The organism is Carboxylicivirga linearis (assembly GCF_018271995.1).
GTDB lineage: Bacteria > Bacteroidota > Bacteroidia > Bacteroidales > Marinilabiliaceae > Carboxylicivirga > Carboxylicivirga linearis.
In genome coordinates this window covers 100,280-124,054 of record NZ_JAGUCO010000004.1, presented here as the reverse complement: position 1 = coordinate 124,054, position 23,775 = coordinate 100,280, and the positions used below count along the sequence as shown (strand labels likewise).

General features: G+C 34.9%; 22 protein-coding genes. 9 read left to right on the top strand and 13 right to left on the bottom strand.

Annotated elements, in window-relative coordinates; all coding sequences use genetic code 11:
• Nucleotides 1-12 precede the first annotated feature (12 nt).
• Nucleotides 13-1,296, bottom strand: coding sequence for an O-antigen translocase (locus KEM10_RS08060; protein ID WP_212215479.1), 1,284 nt, complete (start codon nt 1,294-1,296; stop codon nt 13-15).
• Between the two features lie 56 nt (nt 1,297-1,352).
• Here KEM10_RS08060 and KEM10_RS08055 point away from each other — a divergent pair, with 56 nt between their 5' ends.
• Together KEM10_RS08055 and KEM10_RS08050 are read left to right on the top strand one after the other, a co-directional pair.
• Complete coding sequence (locus KEM10_RS08055) at nt 1,353-2,300, top strand: glycosyltransferase family 2 protein (RefSeq protein WP_212215478.1); 948 nt, start codon at nt 1,353-1,355, stop codon at nt 2,298-2,300.
• Nucleotides 2,301-2,305: 5 nt separating this feature from the next.
• Nucleotides 2,306-3,400: a glycosyltransferase gene (locus tag KEM10_RS08050; protein ID WP_212215477.1), complete on the top strand. Its 1,095-nt coding sequence runs from the start codon at nt 2,306-2,308 to the stop codon at nt 3,398-3,400.
• 10 nt (nt 3,401-3,410) lie between these two features.
• On the opposite strand, the gene KEM10_RS08045 is transcribed toward KEM10_RS08050, so the two are convergent.
• The 4 genes from KEM10_RS08045 to KEM10_RS08030 are packed head-to-tail and all read right to left on the bottom strand — an operon-like array spanning nt 3,411 to nt 6,322.
• Nucleotides 3,411-4,535 (bottom strand): acyltransferase family protein, encoded by a 1,125-nt coding sequence (locus KEM10_RS08045; protein WP_212215476.1) that lies wholly within the window; start codon nt 4,533-4,535, stop codon nt 3,411-3,413.
• Nucleotides 4,536-4,564: 29 nt separating this feature from the next.
• Entirely contained in the window at nt 4,565-5,509 is a 945-nt protein-coding gene (locus KEM10_RS08040; protein WP_212215475.1) for a hypothetical protein, read from the bottom strand.
• A complete protein-coding gene (locus KEM10_RS08035; RefSeq protein WP_212215474.1) occupies nt 5,509-5,913 on the bottom strand; it encodes a sugar 3,4-ketoisomerase in 405 nt (134 codons plus the stop codon). Before KEM10_RS08035 ends, KEM10_RS08040 begins: the two co-directional genes overlap by 1 nt.
• Complete coding sequence (locus KEM10_RS08030; RefSeq protein ID WP_212215473.1) at nt 5,897-6,322, bottom strand: sugar 3,4-ketoisomerase; 426 nt, start codon at nt 6,320-6,322, stop codon at nt 5,897-5,899. The genes KEM10_RS08035 and KEM10_RS08030 overlap by 17 nt, the downstream gene beginning before the upstream one ends.
• 56 nt (nt 6,323-6,378) lie before the next feature.
• On the opposite strand from KEM10_RS08030, the gene KEM10_RS08025 reads away from it, so the two are divergent.
• Nucleotides 6,379-7,491 carry a DegT/DnrJ/EryC1/StrS family aminotransferase gene (locus KEM10_RS08025; protein WP_212215472.1) on the top strand — a complete coding sequence of 371 codons (1,113 nt, stop codon included), beginning with the start codon at nt 6,379-6,381 and terminating at the stop codon, nt 7,489-7,491.
• Nucleotides 7,492-7,546: 55 nt separating this feature from the next.
• The gene (gene upp / locus KEM10_RS08020; protein ID WP_212215471.1) at nt 7,547-8,200 is read left to right on the top strand and encodes a uracil phosphoribosyltransferase; all 654 of its coding nucleotides are present in this window, start codon (nt 7,547-7,549) and stop codon (nt 8,198-8,200) included.
• On the opposite strand, the gene folK is transcribed toward upp, so the two are convergent.
• Nucleotides 8,197-8,694 carry a 2-amino-4-hydroxy-6-hydroxymethyldihydropteridine diphosphokinase gene (gene folK / locus KEM10_RS08015; RefSeq protein ID WP_212215470.1) on the bottom strand — a complete coding sequence of 166 codons (498 nt, stop codon included), beginning with the start codon at nt 8,692-8,694 and terminating at the stop codon, nt 8,197-8,199. The genes upp and folK overlap by 4 nt on opposite strands.
• A 159-nt stretch (nt 8,695-8,853) precedes the next feature.
• On the opposite strand from folK, the gene sppA reads away from it, so the two are divergent.
• The 3 genes from sppA to KEM10_RS08000 are packed head-to-tail and all read left to right on the top strand — an operon-like array spanning nt 8,854 to nt 12,492.
• Nucleotides 8,854-10,617: a signal peptide peptidase SppA gene (gene sppA, locus KEM10_RS08010; RefSeq protein ID WP_212215469.1), complete on the top strand. Its 1,764-nt coding sequence runs from the start codon at nt 8,854-8,856 to the stop codon at nt 10,615-10,617.
• 53 nt (nt 10,618-10,670) lie between these two features.
• A complete protein-coding gene (gene lpxK, locus KEM10_RS08005) occupies nt 10,671-11,708 on the top strand; it encodes a tetraacyldisaccharide 4'-kinase (RefSeq protein WP_212215468.1) in 1,038 nt (345 codons plus the stop codon).
• A complete protein-coding gene (locus tag KEM10_RS08000) occupies nt 11,680-12,492 on the top strand; it encodes a purine-nucleoside phosphorylase (protein ID WP_212215467.1) in 813 nt (270 codons plus the stop codon). Before lpxK ends, KEM10_RS08000 begins: the two co-directional genes overlap by 29 nt.
• Before the next feature lie 33 nt (nt 12,493-12,525).
• Here KEM10_RS08000 and KEM10_RS07995 read toward each other — a convergent pair whose 3' ends face one another.
• Nucleotides 12,526-13,527 (bottom strand): NAD-dependent epimerase/dehydratase family protein, encoded by a 1,002-nt coding sequence (locus KEM10_RS07995; RefSeq protein ID WP_212215466.1) that lies wholly within the window; start codon nt 13,525-13,527, stop codon nt 12,526-12,528.
• Between the two features lie 10 nt (nt 13,528-13,537).
• A complete protein-coding gene (locus KEM10_RS07990) occupies nt 13,538-13,942 on the bottom strand; it encodes an OsmC family protein (RefSeq protein ID WP_212215465.1) in 405 nt (134 codons plus the stop codon).
• A gap of 138 nt (nt 13,943-14,080) precedes the next feature.
• Between KEM10_RS07990 and KEM10_RS07985 the strand changes: the two genes are divergently transcribed.
• Together KEM10_RS07985 and rfbB are read left to right on the top strand one after the other, a co-directional pair.
• Entirely contained in the window at nt 14,081-14,686 is a 606-nt protein-coding gene (locus tag KEM10_RS07985) for a riboflavin synthase (RefSeq protein WP_212215464.1), read from the top strand.
• A 168-nt stretch (nt 14,687-14,854) separates the two neighbouring features.
• Nucleotides 14,855-15,907, top strand: coding sequence for a dTDP-glucose 4,6-dehydratase (gene rfbB / locus KEM10_RS07980; protein WP_212215463.1), 1,053 nt, complete (start codon nt 14,855-14,857; stop codon nt 15,905-15,907).
• A 116-nt stretch (nt 15,908-16,023) separates the two neighbouring features.
• On the opposite strand, the gene glmS is transcribed toward rfbB, so the two are convergent.
• The 5 genes from glmS to KEM10_RS07955 form a co-directional block, all read right to left on the bottom strand.
• Nucleotides 16,024-17,859 carry a glutamine--fructose-6-phosphate transaminase (isomerizing) gene (glmS, locus tag KEM10_RS07975; protein ID WP_212215462.1) on the bottom strand — a complete coding sequence of 612 codons (1,836 nt, stop codon included), beginning with the start codon at nt 17,857-17,859 and terminating at the stop codon, nt 16,024-16,026.
• A gap of 128 nt (nt 17,860-17,987) precedes the next feature.
• A complete protein-coding gene (nagB, locus tag KEM10_RS07970) occupies nt 17,988-18,791 on the bottom strand; it encodes a glucosamine-6-phosphate deaminase (RefSeq protein WP_212215461.1) in 804 nt (267 codons plus the stop codon).
• Between the two features lie 19 nt (nt 18,792-18,810).
• A complete protein-coding gene (locus KEM10_RS07965; protein WP_212215460.1) occupies nt 18,811-20,805 on the bottom strand; it encodes a DUF4954 family protein in 1,995 nt (664 codons plus the stop codon).
• Nucleotides 20,806-21,010: 205 nt separating this feature from the next.
• Nucleotides 21,011-22,801 carry a DUF4270 family protein gene (locus KEM10_RS07960; protein ID WP_212215459.1) on the bottom strand — a complete coding sequence of 597 codons (1,791 nt, stop codon included), beginning with the start codon at nt 22,799-22,801 and terminating at the stop codon, nt 21,011-21,013.
• 11 nt (nt 22,802-22,812) lie between these two features.
• On the bottom strand, nt 22,813-23,619 hold the full coding sequence (locus KEM10_RS07955) for a glycogen/starch synthase (RefSeq protein ID WP_212215458.1): 807 nt from the start codon (nt 23,617-23,619) through the stop codon (nt 22,813-22,815).
• Nucleotides 23,620-23,775: the final 156 nt, after the last annotated feature.

Below are 23,775 nucleotides of genomic sequence, written 5' to 3'. Positions count from 1 at the left end.
AAGTAAAGGAATTTATAACGCTTTTTTATTATCTGGTCTGAGTAGTTTATAGTAAATGATTAAGAGGAGAATTAGAAAATAAATAAGGTTAGATAAGAAGTAATATAATGTGGAGCCTTCAATCCCAAATCTAGGGAGCATATAAAAAGCTAGTACTATTTGAGTTCCAAAAGAAAGTAATTCTGTAAAAATATATGTTTTTACCTTTTCTTTTGCAATTAGTAATATGGCAAATATCCAGGCGAGTATTTTAAAGATATCACCAAGTAGTTGCCAGTGAATTATTTGGGATATGGGTTGAAAGGCTTCGGTAAATAATAAACTTATAATTATATCTCTTAAAAGGTATAAAGCTATTGCACCAGCTACCAATATGGGAATAAATATTAAGTAGGTTTGTTTTAGTTCCTTTTTTATCTGAGAATTATTCTTTAATGAAGAAAAACGAGGAAGGAAATAATAGCTAAATGACATAGTTATTAATGAGATATAGTTTGAACTAATTCTATTAATACCTTCCCAAATTCCAGCGGCGTCCATTGATGTGTTAGCAATTATTAGTTTTCTGATGATGATGATTAGGAGTGGTGAGATAATGCCTGAAACAAGTGTCATTAAACTAAATTTGGTAAGTTTAAGAACAGTGATTTTTGAAGCAGTCATTTCATTAATAGGGTAGTGTTTTTTAATTAGGAAAGTAGCCCATGTAGCAGCAAAAATATTTGAGAGTAAAACTCCCCATATTACACCATGCAGTCCCCAGAAATAAACAGATAAAGAGGTGCTGAGGAAAGCACTAATAAACGTTATTAGATTTGTTTTTATGAATAAGTTCAGTTTTTGCAGCCCATTAAAAATAGCGAGATATAAATTTAATAGCGATGTACTAAATAAATATATAGATGAGGATTTTATGAGGACTGTGTAATCGAGTTTGTCAAATAAAAGGACTGATATTGAGTTAGAAAAGATAAAAGTAATAATGCTTACAATTAAGGTTATGAAACCTGTAATGATTATTCCTGTCGATATAACCTCGGATTTATGTTCTTTATCATCGGCAAGTAATTTAATGATCCCTTTATTTATTCCACCGCTACCTATATTTGCACCTAGTTGAAGATAGTTCTGAAATTGTCCAATTATTGCTAATCCTGACGGACCAATAAAATAAGCCAGGATTTTGATATTTAAAAATGCTAAAATAAAACGTACTATTACTTGAGATGCGTTTTTTATAGATGTTCTCAAGAGTAAGTTATTCTTTATAAAAGCAAATGTGTTTTTAATTGGCAAGACTTTTCTGTTTTATTATTTTTGCTAATATATTCAAATACTTTCTATAATTGTTAATGGTTCAAGAGCCTTTTTTTTCAGTTGTTATTCCTCTTTATAATAAAGAGAGAGACATAGAACATACAATACAATCAGTATTAAAACAGGAGTTTACAAGTTTCGAATTAATTATAGTTAACGATGGGAGCACTGATTCAGGGCTTGAGGTAGTTAATTCAATTGTAGACGATCGGTTGTTTTGTTATACTATTAAAAATTCTGGCCCCTCTATAGCAAGAAATTTTGGGGTAGAGAAGGCTAAAAGTGAATATATTGTTTTTCTTGATGCTGATGATATTTGGTATCCCCAACATCTAAAGAAATTAAAGCAATTAATTAACAATAAATATGAAGTATCATGGTATTGTACAGGTTATGAATATATGTTAGAAGGTAAGAGTACATACCCAATGAATGTATCATTAATGTTGGATTCAAAAAACAGTTACGGTGTATGTGATTACTTCGAAAATAGTTTGTCTGATTCGCTTGTTAGTACTTCATCTGTTTGTTTAAAAAAGGAATTTTTTATGATGCTTGGAGGGTTTAATCCTAAGTATGATACAGGACAAGATACAGACTTGTGGATAAGAGCTGGTTTAGTATCTCAATTAGCTTATATAAATAGAATAACGGTTGTTGTTAATTTACAAGGAAGTAATAGAATAACCGATATGCCCATTTTATCCAAAAGGCATCTTCAATTTGATGATCATTTGAATGTGGAGGAAGATAGACTTCCTTTTCGAAAATTTATGAATTTCTATCGCTATAATCATTACCTCAAATTTAAAATGGCAGGATTTGAAGAAAATGCTCAAGTTTACTTAGTTAATTTAGATGCTCAGATGCTTAATAGAAAACAAAGGTTTTTATTAAAAATTCCTGGACGAATTTTAAGAGCAATATATGATTTTAAGAGTAAGCTATATAAATACGGTATTAGATTAAGGGCTTCTAATTAGATTTAATGAAAATACTATTATTAGGCGAGTTTAGTGGTTTGCATGCTAATTTAGCAGCTGGTTTAAAAGAGTTGGGGCATGATGTTACTGTAGCATCAGCAGGTGATGGTTGGAAGAATTATCCAAGAGATATAGATTTCAACTATAAAGGTAAAAATCGCAAAATAAAGTTATTGTGGGCTATTCTTAAAAATACACCTAAACTAATTGGTTATGATGTGGTTCAATTAGTAAATCCTAATTTCTTAGATGCCAAGCCAATGATAAACAGATTGGTTTTTGAATTTGTTAATCTGTTTAATAAATCAATCTTTCTTGGGGCCAATGGCAATGATTATTATTATGTGTCGTATGGATTAAGCGGGAAGTATTCTAAATCTGTTTTTAATGATGCCAGCTTGTTGAAGGATGATTATGTGCGACAATACGTAAAAGTTCCATTAAGTAACATATATAAGAAATATAATCACAAAATAGCAAAGGTTGCGAAGGGCATTACAGCGTGTTGTGCCGAATATGAATTAGCATATAGAGAACAGTTTGGTCAAAAGCTTACATTTATTCCTTTGCCGATTCAAACGCAAAAGTTCATGTTTTGTAATGAAGTAAAGGAAGACACTAAGAAGATTTCTTTCTTTATGGGACATTATAAAGATAGGCAAGTGTTAAAAGGCACCGATGTAATTCACCGAGTTTTAAAGAAAATAGAAAGAGACTATCCTAATGATGTTATGTTGAATATTGTAGACTCCGTTCCTTTTGAAGTTTATCAAAAGCTATTTAACAACTCACATATTTTGGTTGATCAACTCTATTCGTATGGATGTGGATTAAATGGAGTGCTAGGTATGTCAAAAGGAATGGTAGTTGCAGGAGGAGCAGATGAGCATATGTATAAATTGATGGAAGAGCACAAGAATTTTCCATTAATTAACTTACCAATTGATGAAGAAGACATGTACGTTGTTTTTGAGAATCTAATAAAGCAGAAAAAGAGTCTGCCAAAATTAGCCAAGGCTTCCCGAAAATTTGCAGAAGAACACCATGATTATTTATATGTGGCGAAAGAATATGTGAGATTTTGGGAGCAAAAAATCTAGAATTTATTACCTAAAATTTCCTTTTAAGTCCATAATACATGGTTTTAATTCTTTTTGACCAGTATTTCTCAATGTATTCAGATGATAAGTAGCTTACCAATATAGTTAAAGTTAGGGTTATGGCTACTATTGCAAATCCATTTTCAATAAATAGGTATTTATCATTACAGATTGTGAAGTATTTTATTACAACTCTATGGAATAAGTATATACCGAAACTGCTTTTCCCAAGTGTAATTAATAGTCGGTTGTTCAGGATGTCTGATAGGTAGCCTTTTTGAAAGGAAAACACTAAAATAATTAAACTTAAAGGCAGCCATGTGTAATATGAGTATTTAATTACTTCTGGAACTAAATTATGATAGTACAGAAATAATGCAAAAACAAAAATAGTACTGATCTCCAGAACAGTTAAGCTCAATTTAGTTAATCGTACTCTTCCAATTATTATTTGATGAAAATGGAATAATAGAATGCCAATTATGAAATCAAATGATCGTATAACTGGATTGATGTAATATAACCAATGTTGCAACGATTGATTAGTGTTGATCATTACAAAAGGTAGTAGAATAAACATGCAAATTACTGCAGCTCTAAATACTTTATTTTGCTTGAGCCGATAAAAAGAACGTATAGCAAAAGGGAATATCAAGTAAAAGAATAGGGCATTTGATAAACTCCATGAAGGGGCATTAAAACTGAAGTAAATACTTTCTTTGGGAATAAAAGATTGTGTTAAGGTAAGCTGAGTGGCTATTTTAATCAACCAACCATAGTAGTTTGTTGGATTGTAAAATTCAGGAGCAATTGGAAGAATTAAAAGAAAAGTTATGATGTGTAATGGGTATATTCTGGCAAATCGCGAGATATAAAAATCCTTAATTGATATTGATTGGGTTACGATTTTATCTTGATACACATATGATAAAATAAAACCACTTAAAATGTAAAAAAAACTTACACCAAAAGGTACTTCAAAAATATATTTTGATAATGACTCGTAGATTTCGGATTTGCCATTAAGTAATGGAGCCAGATGGTTTCCAAAAACTCTTAAAGCAAAGAAGAAACGTAAAGATATAAGAGGAATTAATATCTGTTTAGCAGACTGAACTGTTTGACTTTTATTCATTTTTCAAAAGGTGAAAGCGTCGTAAAAGTCTAAAACTTTAATGTCGACGTGATATCTATTTTATATTTGATAACAGGGTGGATAGAGGTTCCGAATTTTTCTTTGGTTGATAAAAGAGAAGAATTAATTGAATTATCATATTTCATATTGGTTCCAAAATCAATGTATTGATACTTTTCTTTTAGATGAGCTATTAAATTGTAATAAAGCACATCTGAAGCTCTGTTTTTGCGACCATTTTCATTAACGGCTAAATATTGAACTTTTACTACTTCGTTAATAGCAAATAATACTGCTCCAGCATCCAATTCACCAGTTTCAATATTGATCAGATGTATAAATTGAATGTTTTCAGGAAAGTTGCTTTTGAGCTTTTCAATTTCTTCTAATGTATGCACAGGCTTTGAATCATAGATAGAGTCCAAACTTTTTTCTAATAATGGCCAAAAAAGTGATGCATCCGATGCACTATGAGTTTCGTATAGTGCTAATTTCCCTTTTCTTACACATTTTTTAGGGAACTCATGCGAGGTGCATTTAATATGTGTGCCCAAATCGTACTGTTTATCAATTAAGGTATTTGAAGCAAAAATGTATTCATAAGCATTTTGTTGGGTTTGCGAGTAGAAGTAATTCTGTGATTTGAGAATGAAATGCTTAATATTTTTATGTTTCAGGTAATCTATAAAAGAATTGAGGTAAAGCAAATGCTTTTCAAAGCTTGTATTTTTCGGTAGGATAATTCCTCCATAGGTTAATCCTTGATGGCTGATAAAATCATCGTTATAAATATTACCTGGCAGGAGTGCTTTTATATTTCTATTTTCGATAAGAAGTAATGAATAATCTTCAAACCTATCGGAGTGATATTCTATGTAATCTCTCAAAAAAAGGAATGAAAAGTTGTCGGCACTTTTTACAAATTTGTCCCATTCATCTTTATACTCCGGACTGTAATTTATTACTTCAATCATTACTTGCTTTTAAATTTGTTGTAGTCTCTAATGTAGTCCGATTCAAGATATAAACCTGAATTCATAACTAAAACAACGCCTCCACTACTAAAATTATTTAGTTCACGCCAAATGCCGGGTTTTAGCCATAAACCTTTATTCGGGTTATTTAAAAAAAATGTTTTTTTTCTTTTCCCATCATCAATAACAACATTAAAACTACCACTTGCAGCAATTACTAATTCGTGTTGCTCCTTATGCGCATGTCCACCTCTTTCTGCTTCAGAGGGGATGTCATAAGTATAATAAATTCGTTTAATATCAAATGGGACATTAATATTGGATTCTGCAACCGATATATTGCCTTTATCTGAAGGTATTTTATTCAACTCTACTATTAAACAGTCATCAATTGATATCATCATACTCTTTTTTCCATCTGTTTATATAAGTATTAAAGTCTCTGATGTATTCGCAATCATTATAATAAGTGTCTGATATAATTAAGCAAATACTGCCAGATAAAAAATTACATACTTTTCGCCAGGTAAGTTTAGGAAGGTATAAACCTTTGTTGGGTGTATTTAGGGTATAAGTTTGTTTTTTATCACCTTGGTATAATTCAACCTGTAATGAACCAATCAAAGGAATAACGAATTCCGCTGAGTTTGTATAAGCATGTCCACCTCTTTCCTCACCACCGGGTACATCGTATATCCAATATGACCGGGCTATTTTAAACGGTATCTGATTGTTATCTTCTAAAAAAGATAGATTGCCTCGTAAATCTACAATCTTCGGAAGGGAAATAAGTTTAATTGAATCATCGCTCATGCTGTAAAATTACTGTTTATGCAATATTATCAACAAGATTTGAATATTTTTATTGCATGAAAACAATTCCTTTTCTAGACCTGAGAAAGGTTAATGAAGAATACGAGACAGATATAAAGGCCGCATTAAATACCGTTTTAGATTCGGGTTGGTACTTATTTGGAAAGCAAAAACAATTGTTTGAAGAGCAACTTGCTGCATATAATGGCTCTAAACATGTAATCGGTACAGCAAATGGTTTAGATTCTCTGACCATGATTTTTAGAGGATATATTGAATTGGGAAAGCTTAAAAAAGGCGATGAAGTAATTGTACCTGCCAATACATATATTGCTACTATTCTGTCGATCATCCACAATGGATTAATACCTGTTTTTGTGGAGCCTAATGAAGTTACCTTTAATATAGATCCATCGTTTGTTAATGAATCTATCACAAATAAAACCAAAGCAATAATGGTTGTTCATTTATACGGACGAGTGAGTCAGGTAGATGAATTAAAGGAAATAGCAGAAGCTAATAATCTACTTTTGATTGAAGATAATGCTCAGGCTATTGGAGCTTCATGGAAGGGTACAAAAACAGGTTGTTTGGGTGATGCCTCGGCTTTTAGTTTTTATCCGGGTAAAAATCTTGGAGCTTTGAGTGATGCAGGAGCTATTGCAACAAACGATAAAGAATTGGCTGATGTTGTTCGAGCAATATCAAATTACGGATCTTCAGAAAAATACGTAAATGATTATCTAGGAGTTAATTCACGAATGGATGAAATACAAGCAGCTATATTAAGCGCTAAGCTTAAGGACTTGGATAATGTGATCAAGAAAAGACAGGAAATTGCTATGAAATATGTTAATGACATAAAGAATCCAATCATAAAACTTCCTGAAGTTCCTGTTAATGTCAATGAGCATGTGTGGCATTTATTTGTTGTGAGAACAATAAAAAGAGACGAATTGATATCATTTTTAAAGCAAAAAGGAATATCGGCAATGATCCATTATCCAATACCTCCCCATAAACAGACGGCTTTAAAGAATTTCTCCAATATTAGTTTGCCCATTACAGAAAGAATTCATGAAGAAGTAGTAAGTATTCCACTTCATCAATGCTTGCAAAATGATGAAGTAAACTACATTATCGAACAATTAAATGAGTTTAGAGACTGAATAAGTTCTTTTTTCAAACAGGTTATTTTTCTTTACTTTGCAAATAAATTCCTCAATGCAAACAACAATATTTAATCAACAACAAAGTATTTTTAATCGGTACATTGCCGAAATTCGTGACACTTCCATTCAGACTGATCCAATGCGGTTTCGTCGTAATATTGAGCGAATGGGTGAAATTTTAGCTTACGAGGTGAGTAAAGAACTTGCTTATACTGAAAAAAACGTTGTGACTCCGCTTGGTCAAGCAACAGAGATAGTGCCGAGTGAAGAGGTAGTAGTTGCCTCTATACTAAGAGCTGGTCTTCCATTACATCAGGGAGTGTTGAATTATTTCGACCGATCTGAAAATGCTTTTGTTTCAGCTTACAGAAAATACAATGAGAAAGGTGATTTCGATATTCATATCGAGTACATTTCATCTCCTTCATTAGATGGTAAAACCGTTTTGCTGTGTGATCCAATGTTGGCAACGGGTACATCAATTGAGTTGGCATACAAAGCTTTATTACATAGAGGCAAGCCTAAGCATGTGCATATTATCTCACTAATTGCCAGTCAGGCAGGAGTGCAGTATGTGCAAAATATGTTTAATGATGAGCCAGCCACACTTTGGTTAGGAGCGGTAGATGAAGAGCTTAATGCAAAATCATATATTGTACCCGGATTAGGCGATGCGGGTGATTTGGCCTACGGAAGCAAGATTTAATCAACCCGTCGAACAACTGATTGGTCGGTGCAATCAGTTATAAGTTGGTGAATAGACTTGTTTAGTTTGGGATGAATAAAATCTCCCCAATAATCAGAAAGAGGACAAAGAGTAAACATTCTTTCGTGCAATAATTTGTGTGGAATGGTGAGTCGCTCCGATTCAAAACAAAGGTCATCAATAAATAAAATATCAATATCTATTGGTCGGGATTCATAAAGAGTTCCGGCTTTTTTTTGTCGTCCAAGCTCTAATTCTGTTTTTTGCGTAAAGTCAAGTAAGGTTAATGGTTTTACTTCTGTTTGAAATTCAACTACCTGATTGATGAAGTTTTGAGAAGCATCAAAGCCCCAGGGTTCACTTTCGTATAAATGTGATTGCTTTGTGGGTGTGCCTAATTTAATAGATAATAACCTGATAGCCTGAAATAAAAACTTTTGAGTGTTGCCAATGTTGCCACCTAACAGTAATATTACTTTATTTGTTGTTTTCATTTTGTTGTTTAACAAATGTTTGGAATGAATGATTGCTTGCAAAACCGACCGTATAGTATAGTTAAATATCCTAAATTAAAATTGTACATTGAAGCTTATTTTTAATACTTTTGTTTGCAATCATTTATTATTAATACCTACCAACTCAAATTTCAGACTATGGTAAAATTTTTCAAATATCTATTAGCCACATTTGCAGGCGGTCTTGTAGCTGCATTTTTTCTGGTACTTATTTTTATTGGTATTTTATCTGTTATTGCATCGTCATCCGATAAGGAGACAAAAATAGAAGAAAATACTTTATTAGTCCTTAATCTGGAAGGACCAATTTTTGACCGGATTGTTGAAAATCCGTTTGAAGATGCACTAGCTGAACTATCAGGATCACCTTCACCTGAAGGATTAAATCGAATTTTGGCTAATATTGAAAAAGCCAAACGTGATGAAAATATTTCAGGTATAGTTTTAGAAACCGGATTGTTGACAACGGGCTATGCTACCATTGAGGAAATTAGGGATGCATTAATTGATTTTAAATCAACCGGTAAATTTGTATATAGTTTTGCTCCAATTTATACGCAGAAAGGTTATTACCTCGCATCAGTTTGTGATAAACTATATTTGAATCCTGGGGGCATGGTCGAATTGAACGGGTTGTATGCCGAGCGCACTTTTTATAAAGGAACTTTGGATAAGTTGGGTGTTGAAATGCAAATTGTGAAACACGGTAAGTTCAAATCAGCTGTTGAGCCTTTTATGTTGGATGAAATGAGTGAGCCAGCACGACTACAAACCGAAGTTTATTTGAACTCGATGTGGGATCATGTTAAAGAAAAAATTGCTGAATCACGCGGTGTGGAAGTAGCATTGGTTGATGAAGTGGCTGATCAGATGCCTATGTTGCGAGATCCTCAATTATTGTTGGAGAATCAATTAATAGATGGACTAAAATATAAAGATGAATTTCTTGAAGAGTTGAAAGAATTAACCGATACTGATTCTGATGATGATCTAAGTGCAGTAAAAAGCAGTAAGTACGCTAAGGTTTATGTTCCTAAAGAAACCAAGGGTTTTACACGAGAAAAGATTGCTGTCGTTTATGCTCAAGGTGGAATTGATGATGGATCGGGCAAAGGAATTGTATCGGAGGATTTATCGAAAACCATACGTAAGGCTCGTCGCGATAGCTCTGTTAAGGCAATCGTTCTAAGGGTTAATTCACCGGGAGGTTCAGCTCTGGGATCGGAAATTATCTGGCGAGAAGTTCAGTTGGCTAGTGAAGTTAAACCATTAATTGTTTCAATGGGTGATGTCGCTGCCTCAGGAGGATATTATATTTCGTGTGCTGCTGATAAGATATTAGCAGGTCCAACTACTTTAACCGGATCCATAGGTATTTTCGGTATGATTCCAAATGTGGAAGGACTTACAGATAAGATAGGTTTGAGTTTTGATGGTGTAAAGACCAATAAATTCTCTGATATGCCTAGCTTAACCAGGCCATTTACTAAAGACGAAAAAGATATAATGCAAGCTTATATCGAACATGGTTATGATATTTTTATTGGCCGATGTGCTGATGGTCGCGACACTTCAAAAGATGCCATTGATGAAGTTGGTCAGGGACGTGTTTGGAGTGGTGCCAATGCAAAAGAAATTAACCTGGTTGATGAATTCGGAGGGTTAAATAAAGCTATTGAAGCTGCTAAAGAAGCTGCAGGATTGGAGAAATACCGTATTTTGGAATTACCAGAAATAGAAGATCCGGTACAAGCTTTTATTAAAGGTTTAAGCGGAGAAGCTAAAATGTTTATTGGTAAATCAATAATGGGCGATGAATATAAGCATCTTGAAGTATTGGAAAGCCTTAAAAGTGGTGCCCAAATACAAGCCCGTTTACCTTACCATATTACAGTTCGATAAATAAAAATAACAGGTCTGTTGCACTACGGCCTGTTTATCTTTTCATAACAATAATGCAAATCAGAAGAGTTCTTTATCCATTCAGTCTACTTTATGGAGCAGTAACATCTGTAAGAAATAAATTTTTCGATTGGGGGATCTTATCTTCTGAGAGCTTTGATATTCCTATTATTTCGGTTGGGAATATTACTGTTGGAGGAACGGGTAAAACACCATTTACCGAATATTTAATTCGGCTTCTGCATAAAGAATATCAATTGGCTTTGCTAAGTCGAGGATATAAAAGACAAACAAAGGGTGCTTTTTTATCAAGTAATAAAAGTACGGCGAGTGATATAGGAGATGAGCCCTTTCAGATCAAAAAGAAATTTTCAGATGTGGAGATTGTTGTTGCTGAGAAGCGACTTGAAGGGATTGATATCATTAAGAATCAGACAGCAACGGAAGTAGTTTTAATGGATGATGCCTATCAGCATCGATATGTGAAACCAGGATTATCTGTTTTGGTAATTGATTATAACCGTCCGTTATGGAATGATTTGCCTTTTCCGGCAGGTAATCTAAGAGAAACAAAGGGAGGGCAAAAAAGGGCAGATATTATTTTAGTGAATAAATGCCCGGCTACCCTAAGTGACGAAGAAAGAAAAAAGTGGATAAAAAAGTTAAAGGTTCATACAGAACAAAAGGTTTTCTTTTCGACCATTACTTATGGCTCAATTGTTGATAAAGAGGGGCAGGTGGTTGAGATTGATGATAAAACGGTTTTAGCTTTGGCTGGAATTGCAAAGCCAGAGCCTTTTTTAAATTACTTGAAATTGAGATATTCTATATCTAAGGAATTGATTTATCCCGATCATCATTCATTTACAACAAAGGATGTTGAGAAGATTAAAGAAGATATAAGGAAAATAATTCCTGATGGATTTATTGTTTCTACAGAGAAGGATTGTACACGTTTGTATGGATTGGATAAGGAAATTGATGAGAAACTTGTTTATGTTCCTATTCAACTACAAATTTTATTTGAAGAAGAAAAAACATTAGAATTAATTATACGCAACTATGTTAGAGACTATCAGAAAGACAGCTGATTTTTTGTCACATCAGAGTGGTTTAAATCCTAAAATCGGAATTATTTTAGGAACCGGTTTGGGTGGTTTGGTTGAGGAGATTGAAATTGAAAAGTCTATACCTTATGAGGAGATTCCTGAATTTCCTGTGTCAACGGTTGAAGGTCATAGCGGACGATTGATATTTGGTACTATTAATGGGGTGCCAGTGCTTGCCATGCAAGGCCGTTTTCATTACTACGAAGGTTATAGCATGAAGGAAGTAACTTTTCCGGTGCGAGTAATGAAAGCAATTGGAATTGAAACATTGATTGTTTCTAATGCTAGTGGAGGTTTAAATCCTGCTTTTAAAGTGGGGGATATTATGGTGATTACTGATCAGATTAATATGTTTGGAGATAATCCACTGATTGGCAAAAATCAAAGTGAACTAGGACCTCGATTTCCTGATATGAGTGAGCCTTACAGCAAGCATCTAATTGCTAAGGCACTTGAAATAGGAGCGGCTAATAATATTGACTTAAAGCAAGGAGTATATGCCGGTACAACAGGACCAACTTTTGAAACCCCTGCTGAATATAAAATGTTTCGTGTGTTAGGTGGCGATGCTGTTGGTATGTCTACTGTTCCTGAGATTATTGTTGCCCGACATATGGATATGACGACCTTCGGAATTTCTATTATTACAGATTCGGGTGTTCCGGGCGAGATAGTAGAGGTTTCTCACGAAGAAGTACAAAAGGTTGCTGCTGCTGCAGAACCTCATATGACTAAAGTAATTAAAGAATTAGTTTCGGAAATATAATAATACGGTAAAAGGATCCTTTCGGATCCTTTTTTATTTTCTTAAATAGTTGGCAGTATTTAATATTGCTTCTCCAATACTAATGCGTGATGTAGGGAATAGCTTTTGATATTTTTCATCAGAATAAACCGACCTATGCTGAGATGTACGGGCTGTTTCTTTGGTAAAGTGCGGTTCGGTTCTAAAAAGATAATATTTTAATCTTTCCATTCGCCAGGCTATTCCGGTTAAGATCCTCCCGGCTCTGAATCGGGGTGGTTTAACTTTAAATTCTTTCGCACCTAGGGTAAAGAAATCTTTGTATAACAAATTCTCTCCGTTAATAATAAACCTTTCATTTGCAATATTGCTATTGCAAAGATTTATCATTGCTGCGGCTACATCCCTAACATCAACAAAGCCTGTAGATCCGTTAGTGAAAAAGGGAGTGCCTTTCATCATGGTTTTAAAAAGCTGACCGGTACTTCTATCCAGCTCAACGGGGCCAATAATAACAGATGGATTAACAATAATTGCATTTAACCCTTCTTTGGTTCCTCTCCATACTTCCATTTCGGATTGAAACTTACTTTGGGAATAAACAGAATGGTTATCATCATTTTGCCAAAAAGTGGTTTCGTCAATAGGTGTGCCATTAATTGATCCACCCAAAGTGGCAATAGAGCTAACAAAACAAAAGCGGTTGACTTTCTTTTCTATGCATGCATTAACCAGATTGGCAGTGCCATCAACATTATTGCTGAACATTTCTTTGGCATCACTTGGTTTAAAAGATACCATGGCTGCACAATGATAAACATGGTCAACTTCGTTCAAAGCATCTAATAATGAAAAGTAATCATGTAGATCGCCTTCGAACCATTCAATATTAGAGAATAATTTTGTAGCCTCATCTGAGTAAAAGCGAAACACTTTTTCCACATATTCTTTTGAACTGGTGTCTCGGCATAAAGCTCTTACTTTTTTACCCTCTTTGGTGAGATTATACAAAAGATGTGAACCAACAAGACCTGTACCTCCGGTAATGAAAATCATGAATTATAATCTACCAATTAAAAATAATGGTTTGTTTTAAATCGGGATGTACACTTAATGGAACCGGACTTATTCCAGCAACACTTTCAATTAACTTCTTTTCTTCTTCGGTATATCCTTTTTGTGGAAAATTAAATGCAATTATTACTTCGTCGACTCGTCGTGGATCATTTGCCATTATTTTAGTAATATCAAGTTCTGTTCCAACTAAATCAATTCCATTATCCATGGCTTTAATACCCATAATGGTCATAATGCAATTACCCAAGGCAGTAGCCAACATATCGGTAGGAGAAAAAGCCTCTCCTTTACCACGATTATCTGTTGGTGCATCGGTGATTATTTTTGAACCTGATTGAAGGTGAGTGTTTTCTGTTCTTAAATCACCTAAGTACTTTGTTTTAATGGTGGTCATAACCAGCTTTTTTTAGATTGTCGAAAATTACAAAATAATATCAAGGGCTAAAAAAACGATTTGTCATTTATTAAATGCTTTTTTTGGGCTATTTTAGCCGTTCGATATATTTTTGATAATAACGTAAAGAACTTTAATATGTTTTCAGGTATAGTAGAAGAAGCTGCAACAGTAGTTGGTTTAGAGCAGGACCAGGGTAATCTTCATCTTACATTAGAATGCTCATTTACTGATGAACTTAAAATTGATCAGAGTATTGCTCACAACGGAGTATGTTTAACGGTGGTAAAAAAAGAAGGTAAATCATATACGGTTACTGCCATTAAAGAAACCTTGGAAAAATCAAATCTGGGATTGCTTCAAATTGGTGATAAAGTTAATCTGGAAAGAAGTATGCTGATGAACGGTCGTTTAGATGGTCATATTGTTCAAGGGCATGTTGATCAAACAGCAAAATGCTTGGAGGTAAAAGAAGCTGACGGTAGTTGGTATTTTACTTTTCAGTATGTAATAGATAAAGAAAAGGCTTCTCAAGGCTATATGACCGTTGAAAAAGGATCGGTAACAGTAAATGGTGTTAGCTTAACAGTGGTTAATAGCAAAGATGATCGTTTTTCAGTAGCTATTATTCCATATACCTATGAATTCACCAACTTCCATCAAATAAAAGAAGGAAGTACGGTTAATTTGGAGTTCGATATTTTAGGAAAATATATTAGCCGAATTATGTCGCTTCAAAATTAAAGATATACATTGAAAAAAAAGCCTTGGTTGTTAATCAAGGCTTTTTTTATACTCAAGAGAGACTTTTTGACAAAGGAATTCCTTGAAAATATGTAATAATATAAAAATAGTCAGCATTAGTCGATAATGTGTTTTATATTTGAATAAGACCTTTGAATTAATAGTAAAATGAAAAAAATACTAATCACCGGAGGAGCCGGTTTTATAGGCTCTCATGTTGTTCGTTTATTTGTAAATACCTATCCCGAATATCATATCTATAATCTGGATGTATTAACCTACGCAGGTAACCTGGAGAATCTAAAGGATATTGAAGAAAAGAGCAATTATACATTCTTGAAAGGTGATATTACTGATGCTGATTTGATGAATCAGTTTTTTAATGAATATCAATTTGATGGAGTGATTCACCTGGCTGCTGAATCTCATGTTGATCGTTCTATTTCCGATCCGGTAGCATTTATCAAGACCAATATACTAGGCACAGTTAATTTGCTGAACGCTGCTAAAGACATCTGGAAAGATAATATGGATGGCAAGCTTTTCTATCACATTTCAACTGATGAAGTGTATGGCTCGTTGGGTAAAGAAGGGTTATTTACTGAAACCACTTCTTATGATCCTCGAAGTCCTTATTCATCATCAAAAGCCAGTTCCGACCATTTAGCACGCGCGTATTATCATACTTATGGTTTGCCGATTGTTATTTCAAACTGTTCAAACAATTATGGCCCCAACCAGTTCCCAGAAAAGCTGATTCCACTTTCAATCAATAATATAAAAAACAGCAAGCCTATTCCAATTTACGGGAAAGGTGAGAATATAAGAGACTGGTTATATGTGATTGACCATGCCCGTGCTATTGATGTGATTTATCACAACGGAGGGTTAGGCGAAACTTATAATATTGGTGGTATCAATGAATGGACCAATATTGATTTGATTCATAAACTATGCGAGGTGATGGATGAAAAATTAGGGAGAGAAAAAGGAGAGTCAGCCAAGTTAATCACTTTCGTTAAGGATAGAGCTAGTCATGATATGCGATATGCCATTGATTCGTCTAAATTAATGAAAGAATTAGATTGGAAACCATCACTTCAGTTTGAAGAAGGGATTGTAAAAACAGTTGAGTGGTACTTGGACAATGAGGAGTGGTTGAATAACATTCTTTCAGGTGACTACGAAAAATACTATCAAGACCAGTACGAGAAAAGATAATCCTACTTGAGTAGAAATAAAAAATAGTAAAGCCCGGTTGACGTTTCAATCGGGCTTTTACTGAGAGATAAACCTTAAAAGTATTACATACACTAATTCCAAGCAGGAATCAATGCTTATTCAACCGTTACTGACTTAGCCAGATTGCGCGGTTGATCAACATTACAGCCACGCATGACCGCAATGTGATACGATATAAATTGCAACGGAATAACAGTTAGTAATGGCGCAACAGCTTCGTGGCAATCAGGTACTTCAATAACATGATCAGCCATTTTCTTAATCACTTCATCACCTTTTGTGACGATAGCAATTACTTTACCATTACGTGCTTTTACTTCTTGTATGTTGCTTACAATTTTTTCATACGATTTGTCCTTGGTTGCTAAAACAAAAACCGGCATGTTTTCATCAATTAATGCAATAGGGCCGTGTTTCATTTCTGCAGCAGGATATCCTTCGGCATGGATATAGGAGATTTCTTTCAACTTAAGAGCTCCCTCAAGGGCAACCGGGAATAAATATCCTCTGCCTAAATACAAGGCATTTGTTGCATGTTGATAGGTTTCCGAAATCTTTTTGATTTCATCATCAGCCTGAAGTATAGTTCTAATTTTATCAGGTATCTGAGTTAATTCACCTACCAAATGAGTGTATTCTTCTTTTGATAAAAATCCTCTGGTTTTACCCAGTAGCATTGACATCATGGTAAGAACCGTTACCTGAGAAGTAAATGCTTTGGTTGAAGCAACACCGATTTCAGGTCCCGCATGTGTATATACCCCGGCATGAGTTTCGCGAGGGATTGATGAACCTGCTACATTACAAATACCCAATATGGTTGCACCCTGTTCTTTTGCCATTTTTATGGCAGCCAATGTATCTGCAGTTTCTCCACTTTGCGATATGGCTATAATAACATCATCTTTATTGATAACCGGATTTCGGTAGCGAAATTCACTGGCGTACTCGACTTCAACCGGAATGCGTGCAAACTCTTCAAAAAGATATTCACCTACTAAACCCGCATGCCATGATGTTCCACAAGCTAGAATAATAATGCGATTAGCTTGCGTAATTTGTGGAAGTACATCAATTATACCTCCAAGAAATATTTTTGAATGATCCATGGATATACGCCCTCGGAAAGTATCTTCGATTGAAAGAGGTTGTTCATAAATTTCTTTCAACATAAAGTGCTCATATGGGCCTTTATCTATTTCATCAATACTAAGACTGACTTTTTGTATTTTAGGTTTCTTAGAGTCGTTTTGAATGCTTTTAAGCGTTAGGTTATCTTTATTAATAACCGCCACTTCTTCGTCATTCATGTATATAACCTGATCGGTATATTCAACAATTGGGGTAGCATCAGAAGCCAGAAAATATTCTTTTTCGCCAACACCAATAACTAATGGACTTCCTTTACGGGCAGCAATAAGTTTGTCTTCTTCATCTGTACATGTAATAACCAAGCCGTAGGCTCCAACCACTTTGGTTAAAGCATAGCGAACGGCAATTTCAGCATCTACTTTCTCTTCCAGATAGATGTTTTCTATTAAATTGGCTAATACTTCGGTATCAGTATCGCTTTTGAAACTATAACCTCTGTTGATTAGTTCTTTCTTTAAATGCGAATAGTTTTCGATGATACCATTGTGTACCACAATAAATTTTCCGTTTTGGGAAACATGTGGGTGCGCATTGTTATCGCTAGGCTCACCATGAGTAGCCCATCTGGTATGACCAATTCCAATCGATCCGGATATAGACTTTCCTTTCGCGTGCTCTTCCAAATCCTTAACCTTTCCTTTGCATTTGTAAACGTGTACACCATCGTTAACCAATGCTAACCCCGCTGAGTCGTACCCTCTGTATTCTAGTCGTTGCAGACCTTTTATTATAATTGGGTAAGCGGTTCGGTCTCCAACATAAGCTACTATTCCGCACATATATTTTTACTTTTAGTATTGTATTAAAATTATTTCATAATAAAACGAAAGAGGAACCCTTGCGAAAGAATTCCTCTTTACATTATGAAATATAATGTTTTAAAGGCTAAAATGTTAGCCTTTTTTGATTACCACTGACTATTGGGTGATAAATTGTCTTTTTCGATATCTTTAAAATATCGGTACGTTCCCACCTTTAATTCATAAGTGGCAGCTTCGTCACAAACAATTATACCTTTAGCATGCATTTGTAATGCGCTGATAGTCCACATGTGATTGATTCCTTCTTCCACAGCATGTTGCAAAGCTCTCGCTTTATTAAAACCATTAACGATAATCAAAACTTCTTTTGAATCCAATACAGTTCCTACTCCAACGGTTAAGGCTGTTTTGGGTACCTGATCAGGATCGTGATTAAAAAATCGTGAATTCGCTAAAATGGTGTCGTAAGTTAACGTTTTAACTCTGGTACGGGATTGTAATGATGATCCCGGTTCGTTGAAAGCCAAATGTCCATCGGGGCCAATTCCACCCATAAACAAATCAATACCTCCAACTTCTTTTATTTTATTTTCATATCGTTCGCATTCCGCTTCCGGATCTTCTGCCTGACCATTTAAAATATTGGTATTCTCAGGCTTGATGTCGATATGTCCAAAAAAGTTTTCCCACATAAACGTGTAATAGCTTTGCGGATGCTCTCTTGGAATTTCTCTATACTCATCCATGTTAAAAGTGATTACATTCTGAAAAGAAACTTTCCCTTCTTTATGTAATCGAATTAACTCTTTGTATGTGCCTAATGGGGATGAACCAGTAGGAAGTCCTAATACAAATGGACGTTCTCCATTGTGTTTGTTAATTCTCTGGGCTATATAAGTGGCTGCCCATTTCGACAGTACTTTATAATCCGGCTCAATAATTAATCTCATTTGTAATCTATTTTAAGGTTTATCTCTTCTTACAAAGGATAAGCCTTTCCTTCAGCTCTTCAGCCAGTCTGCTCTTTTCACGAATATGATTACGAATATCCTGAACAGACGGATGGCTCTCAAACTCGCCCCTCACTTGTTCAAAATCAAGAGAGCGTGTTTCTTCGCTACCGTCAATACCAAATCCCGTTTGGGTGTTTAAAGTAAACTCCTTACGGGCATCGGCATAAAGCATATTATCTAAGTCGATTACACTTTTTTTCCATTGGTCAATAAACGTAAGTAATTGATCTATTTCTACTTTTTGTAGATTTAGACCAAACTCTTGTTCGAAAATATTGACACACCAATTCCAGGCATAATCAAAATAGTTCATATGCAACGATTCATATCTGCTATTTAATTCATCTAAATCAGATATGACATCGTTTTCAAGATCATCAAGCAGGGTCATTACCCTTTCGTTCGGAACGAGCAAACCAGCCATGTCAATCCATTCGCCGTTTCCATATGACGATTGGGGAGCCAGGCTTGTCCTTAATTCTTCCGAATTAACAAAGGTAATGTCTTCTAGCTTTTTTATCAGTGCATTGCCTAAGAATTTGATGATGCCCAGGGTATATAAATCAATACCTCGTTCTAATGAGGTATTTGTTATTTTTACACTATTAAACATGTAATAGTCTGATGTAGGGCCACTTGATGATTTTAATTCTCTTAAAATGTCCCTTCCTTTCAGCATTTTTTGGATGGTAAAAGGGCTAAGTAAATTAAAGTTAATAAAGTCTAAAAGTTTAGAATCCTTACGTTTATCCCTTTTTGGCCATTTTCTGGCATCGCGAATGGTGCCTACACTACGTAGATTTACACCCGGTGCCAATAGACTTTCATCCTGATTCTCGATTAAATAGGAGAAAGGAAGATTAGATGTATCCGGATTGCGATAATGGCGTCCCATAACCAATGAAAAAGCACCAATACGGGCTGGCCACAGTATATATGAATCACTGGTGGTTTTTGATCCTCTTTCTAAAACACCTTGATGGATCGGGCCCAACTTGTACATGTGGTTGCTTTGGTTAGACCCACTGCCAGCATTCATAAATGAGAAATAACCTGCAATTAGCAAAGTCGATTTATGATGAGTTACGGTGTAAGGGCCCGCAAAAATGGAGCAAGCCTCGCCATGAAATCCCTGACTATTAGCGAAGAAAACTGAATTCTCTGCTGAATACTGCTTGCCTAACTCACATCCTTGGCCAATGAAGCAATTGCTTACCAATGCACCATCACTAACTTTAGAACCTGATCCTGATATAAAGTTTTCGGCAATTATACCAGGTCCAAAATAACTAGGAGCCTCTATTGAGCTATTAATGCTTCCGTTTTCCAGCCGGTAAATACCTTCTATTAAAGCGTATTCGCCAATATTAGTATCAATAATAGTGCGACAGTTAATCAGTCGGGCTCCATGAGATATGGTGCCTCGATTGCTGCAAATTTTATCACAGTATTGATCTATTAAATTTTGAATCTTCTTAATGAGTGCAGGTCGATGACGATACAGTGCTAAAATGTAACCTGTATGCGCTGAAAGCTCGTTGTAGATAGATATTTCTCTACCACCTGCTTCATTCAGTGCTGATACTTTTACTCCATTTCCGAAGCAAGATTCGTTCTCCGTAATAATGGAATCAACATTTTCAATAATTACTTCTGACTGAATATGGTAATTTGCAATGTGGTTTTTAACCTGATTTATGTAGGTGTCTGACTCAATAGTGCAATTATGAATGGTGGCATTAGATATGCCTGCTTTTTTTTGAACTCCACCAGAGAAAGTAAACACTTTATTAAATGAACCTAGCTTGATTTCACCAGAAAAGATTGTATTTCGAATACTTTGAGAAGAAAAGTCTTTATGAACTTCTACCTTGCTCCAATCAGAGCAAAAGCAATTTTTGGCTTCTAAATCAATGATTTCTTCTTTGCTTAATAAGCGGTAGTCCTTCATGTAGGTTTTTCTTCCATTTTCGTTCGAAAGCGAAAGTATAAAAGTTGGCGACTATTATGTAACTTCAGAATAAAAAGAAAGAGTTTTGCAAGGATATAGTTGTTGCTGCGGTATAAAAGAAAGGTTGGAAAAGAATTTGATTGTAAGGATACAAAAAAAGGATGCCTACTGGCATCCTTCCTGAAAATATATATTCAGTTTGGTTTTATCTTGGTACGTAATGATAATATTTAATGTTCATTCTAAAAGGTTTCTCAGAATGAGCACCACTGAATAATTTCACTCTTCTGAAATTATAGGTTGATGAATTAGGACCAATGAAATACTCCGTGTTGAATAATTTATGGAATTCATTAATGAATTCTTCATCATCTAAATCCCAATCATTTTCAAACCGTCTTTCGTCTAATTCTCGCATTAGATAATTAAAGTAATCGGCATTCATAATAAAGCGGTACAAGTACTCTGTGCGATAACCTCCATTGCCATCATCAACTTGTCTGGATACCCTTTCACCATTTCCTGTGCGTGATCCGGTTGAGCCGGTAACTCCAAAGATAAATCCGGAAACAGTAGTGTTGTTCACCTCGAGTGAATAGGTTGGTGTCACAAATTCACCGTCTTTATCCTTCATCATTATTTCAAGGCTCGTTGGTAATTGGTATCGCTGTATGCCACCACTATTCCAAGGCACATTGCTGATTGTGTCAACCTCAAGGAAGAATTCAATATTAGCAGTTGTTCTGTATGGTTCACCTTCTAACTTGTAATCTTCATTTAATGTTAATGAATCGGCCCAAGCACTTATTTCATCAGGAATGATAAATTTAGAATACAACCCTGCCATACCTTGAACATACATATTTCCTTGAGATGTAGAAGCCGTATCAATACGGTCATCTATTTCATGTTTGAATCTGTTAAATCTAACATTCTCAACATTAACAGGGAACTCGTAAGTGTAATTAACCAGGGTGTCAGTTAAAACTGTATCACGGTTAAAGTATTTATATTCCCGCGAGAAGTGGATGGCTAAATGAGAAGCTAACGACGAACTGGTTCCCAATAAATTGATGCGGGTTAAATTACCTTCGCTCTGAATAGTTTTATCTGTTGTTACATAAACACCAGGGAAGATATTTAAAAAGTCTGCTGTGCTCATTATTGAAGCACTGTCAATATTGAAGATACGATCAGCTACTTCATCATTTAATTTTATATTCCAGTATTTGGTTTTAGTAGTATGATCCGTAAAGTCTGAATCAATCCAATTACTGTCCCGGCTTGCCTGATATTTATCCATGTCCCATAAATATTGGGGATAATTCAATAAACTATCAGGGTATTCCCACAATCCACCTGGAGTCCATTTGGATGCAACCCTCATGGAGTCGGGCACATCATCGTTAGGATAAACAATTTTGTCCCCAATGAAGTTAGGATTATAATCAACTTCTTCGTTGCTGTATCGAGGCGTGTAGTTAGATCCCAATGGGGCATTTAATTCGTAAACCATTAAATGTTGTCTTTCTAACATGTCACCATACCAATCGTTAAACTGATATTGAAGTTTTAAAACAACGCTATCAACTTTCCAAATATCATCGTATTCGGGTTTGTTATTATTGAATTTATAGAATTGAACAGTGTCAACTTCATGTATTGAATCACCGGTTACAATGATCACCGAATAATTTGCAAGATCTCCAGTTGAGAAGTCAGTAACAAAGTCAGCTTCGGTACGGCCAAATACAGAGTCGTTAAAAATACCAAGTAAACCGTAATCTGCATCATTTGTGCGGACGGCTTCGCGCATAACATTTCTGGAACCTAATTCAATGTATTCGTTTAGACCACGAATTACCTCACCATCTGGTAATACGCCACCTGATAAACGAGCAGGCTCATCTTTACAAGCGGTTAAAGAAAGAAGGCCAATAAAAAATAATTGGCCCAGGTTCAATGAAAATATATTTTTCAAAAATCTTTTGTACATAAAATGTGATGTTAATCTAACAATGAATCATAAAAACCATTGTATGCTTCAGTGTAGCTTTCTTCATCATGATAACCTAAAAATGGTTTGCCTGTTTGTTTGATGAAGTCAACTAATTCAGGATTAATGTTTTCGCTTCCCTGAATAACGCCATCTGACATTGCAATAGCTAATTTCGAGAGGTGAATGTAATCACTTTTTTCGAGTACTTCCAAGTCAGCGTCTTCAACACCTTCAATTTTTAACTTTTCTTTAAAGTTATCAGCCCAGTTACTCTTAAACTCATCATCATAAATAGTGTAAACTACTTTTGAGTTTGCAAAGTGTGGGTCTTCATTCATTGCCTTTTTAATATACAAAGGAGCAAGAGCTGTAAACCAGCCGTTACAATGAACAATGTCCGGAGCCCATCTTAATTTCTTGGTGGTCTCTAAAGCGCCACGGGCAAAGAAAATAGTTCTTTCGTCGTTATCTTCAAATTCTTCACCATTCTTGTCTGTGAGAGTGGCTTTTCTTTGAAAATAATCTTCGTTATCAATAAAGTAAACCTGCATACGTGCCGCCTGAATTGATGCTACCTTAATGATCAATGGATGATCAGTATCATCAATAATCAGGTTCATACCTGATAAACGAATGACTTCATGTAATTGGTTTCTGCGCTCATTGATGCATCCAAAACGGGGCATGAATGTTCTGATTTCCTTACCTAATTCCTGAATGCCTTGAGGTAAATATCTGCCAATTTTCGACATTTCGCTTTCCGGCAGATACGGTGTTATTTCCTGTGAGATGAATAAGACTTTGGCTTTTTCCATTTCTTATAATTGGTAGAAGTATAATTTGCAAATGCAAAAGTACTAAAAATATGCTAGTAGACAAACTATAGATTACTCTGAATCATTGTTTCAATTGATAAAATTGGATGGGTTGTATGAGAATTAGTATGTTTTTTTGAGATAAGTTTCTCAAAT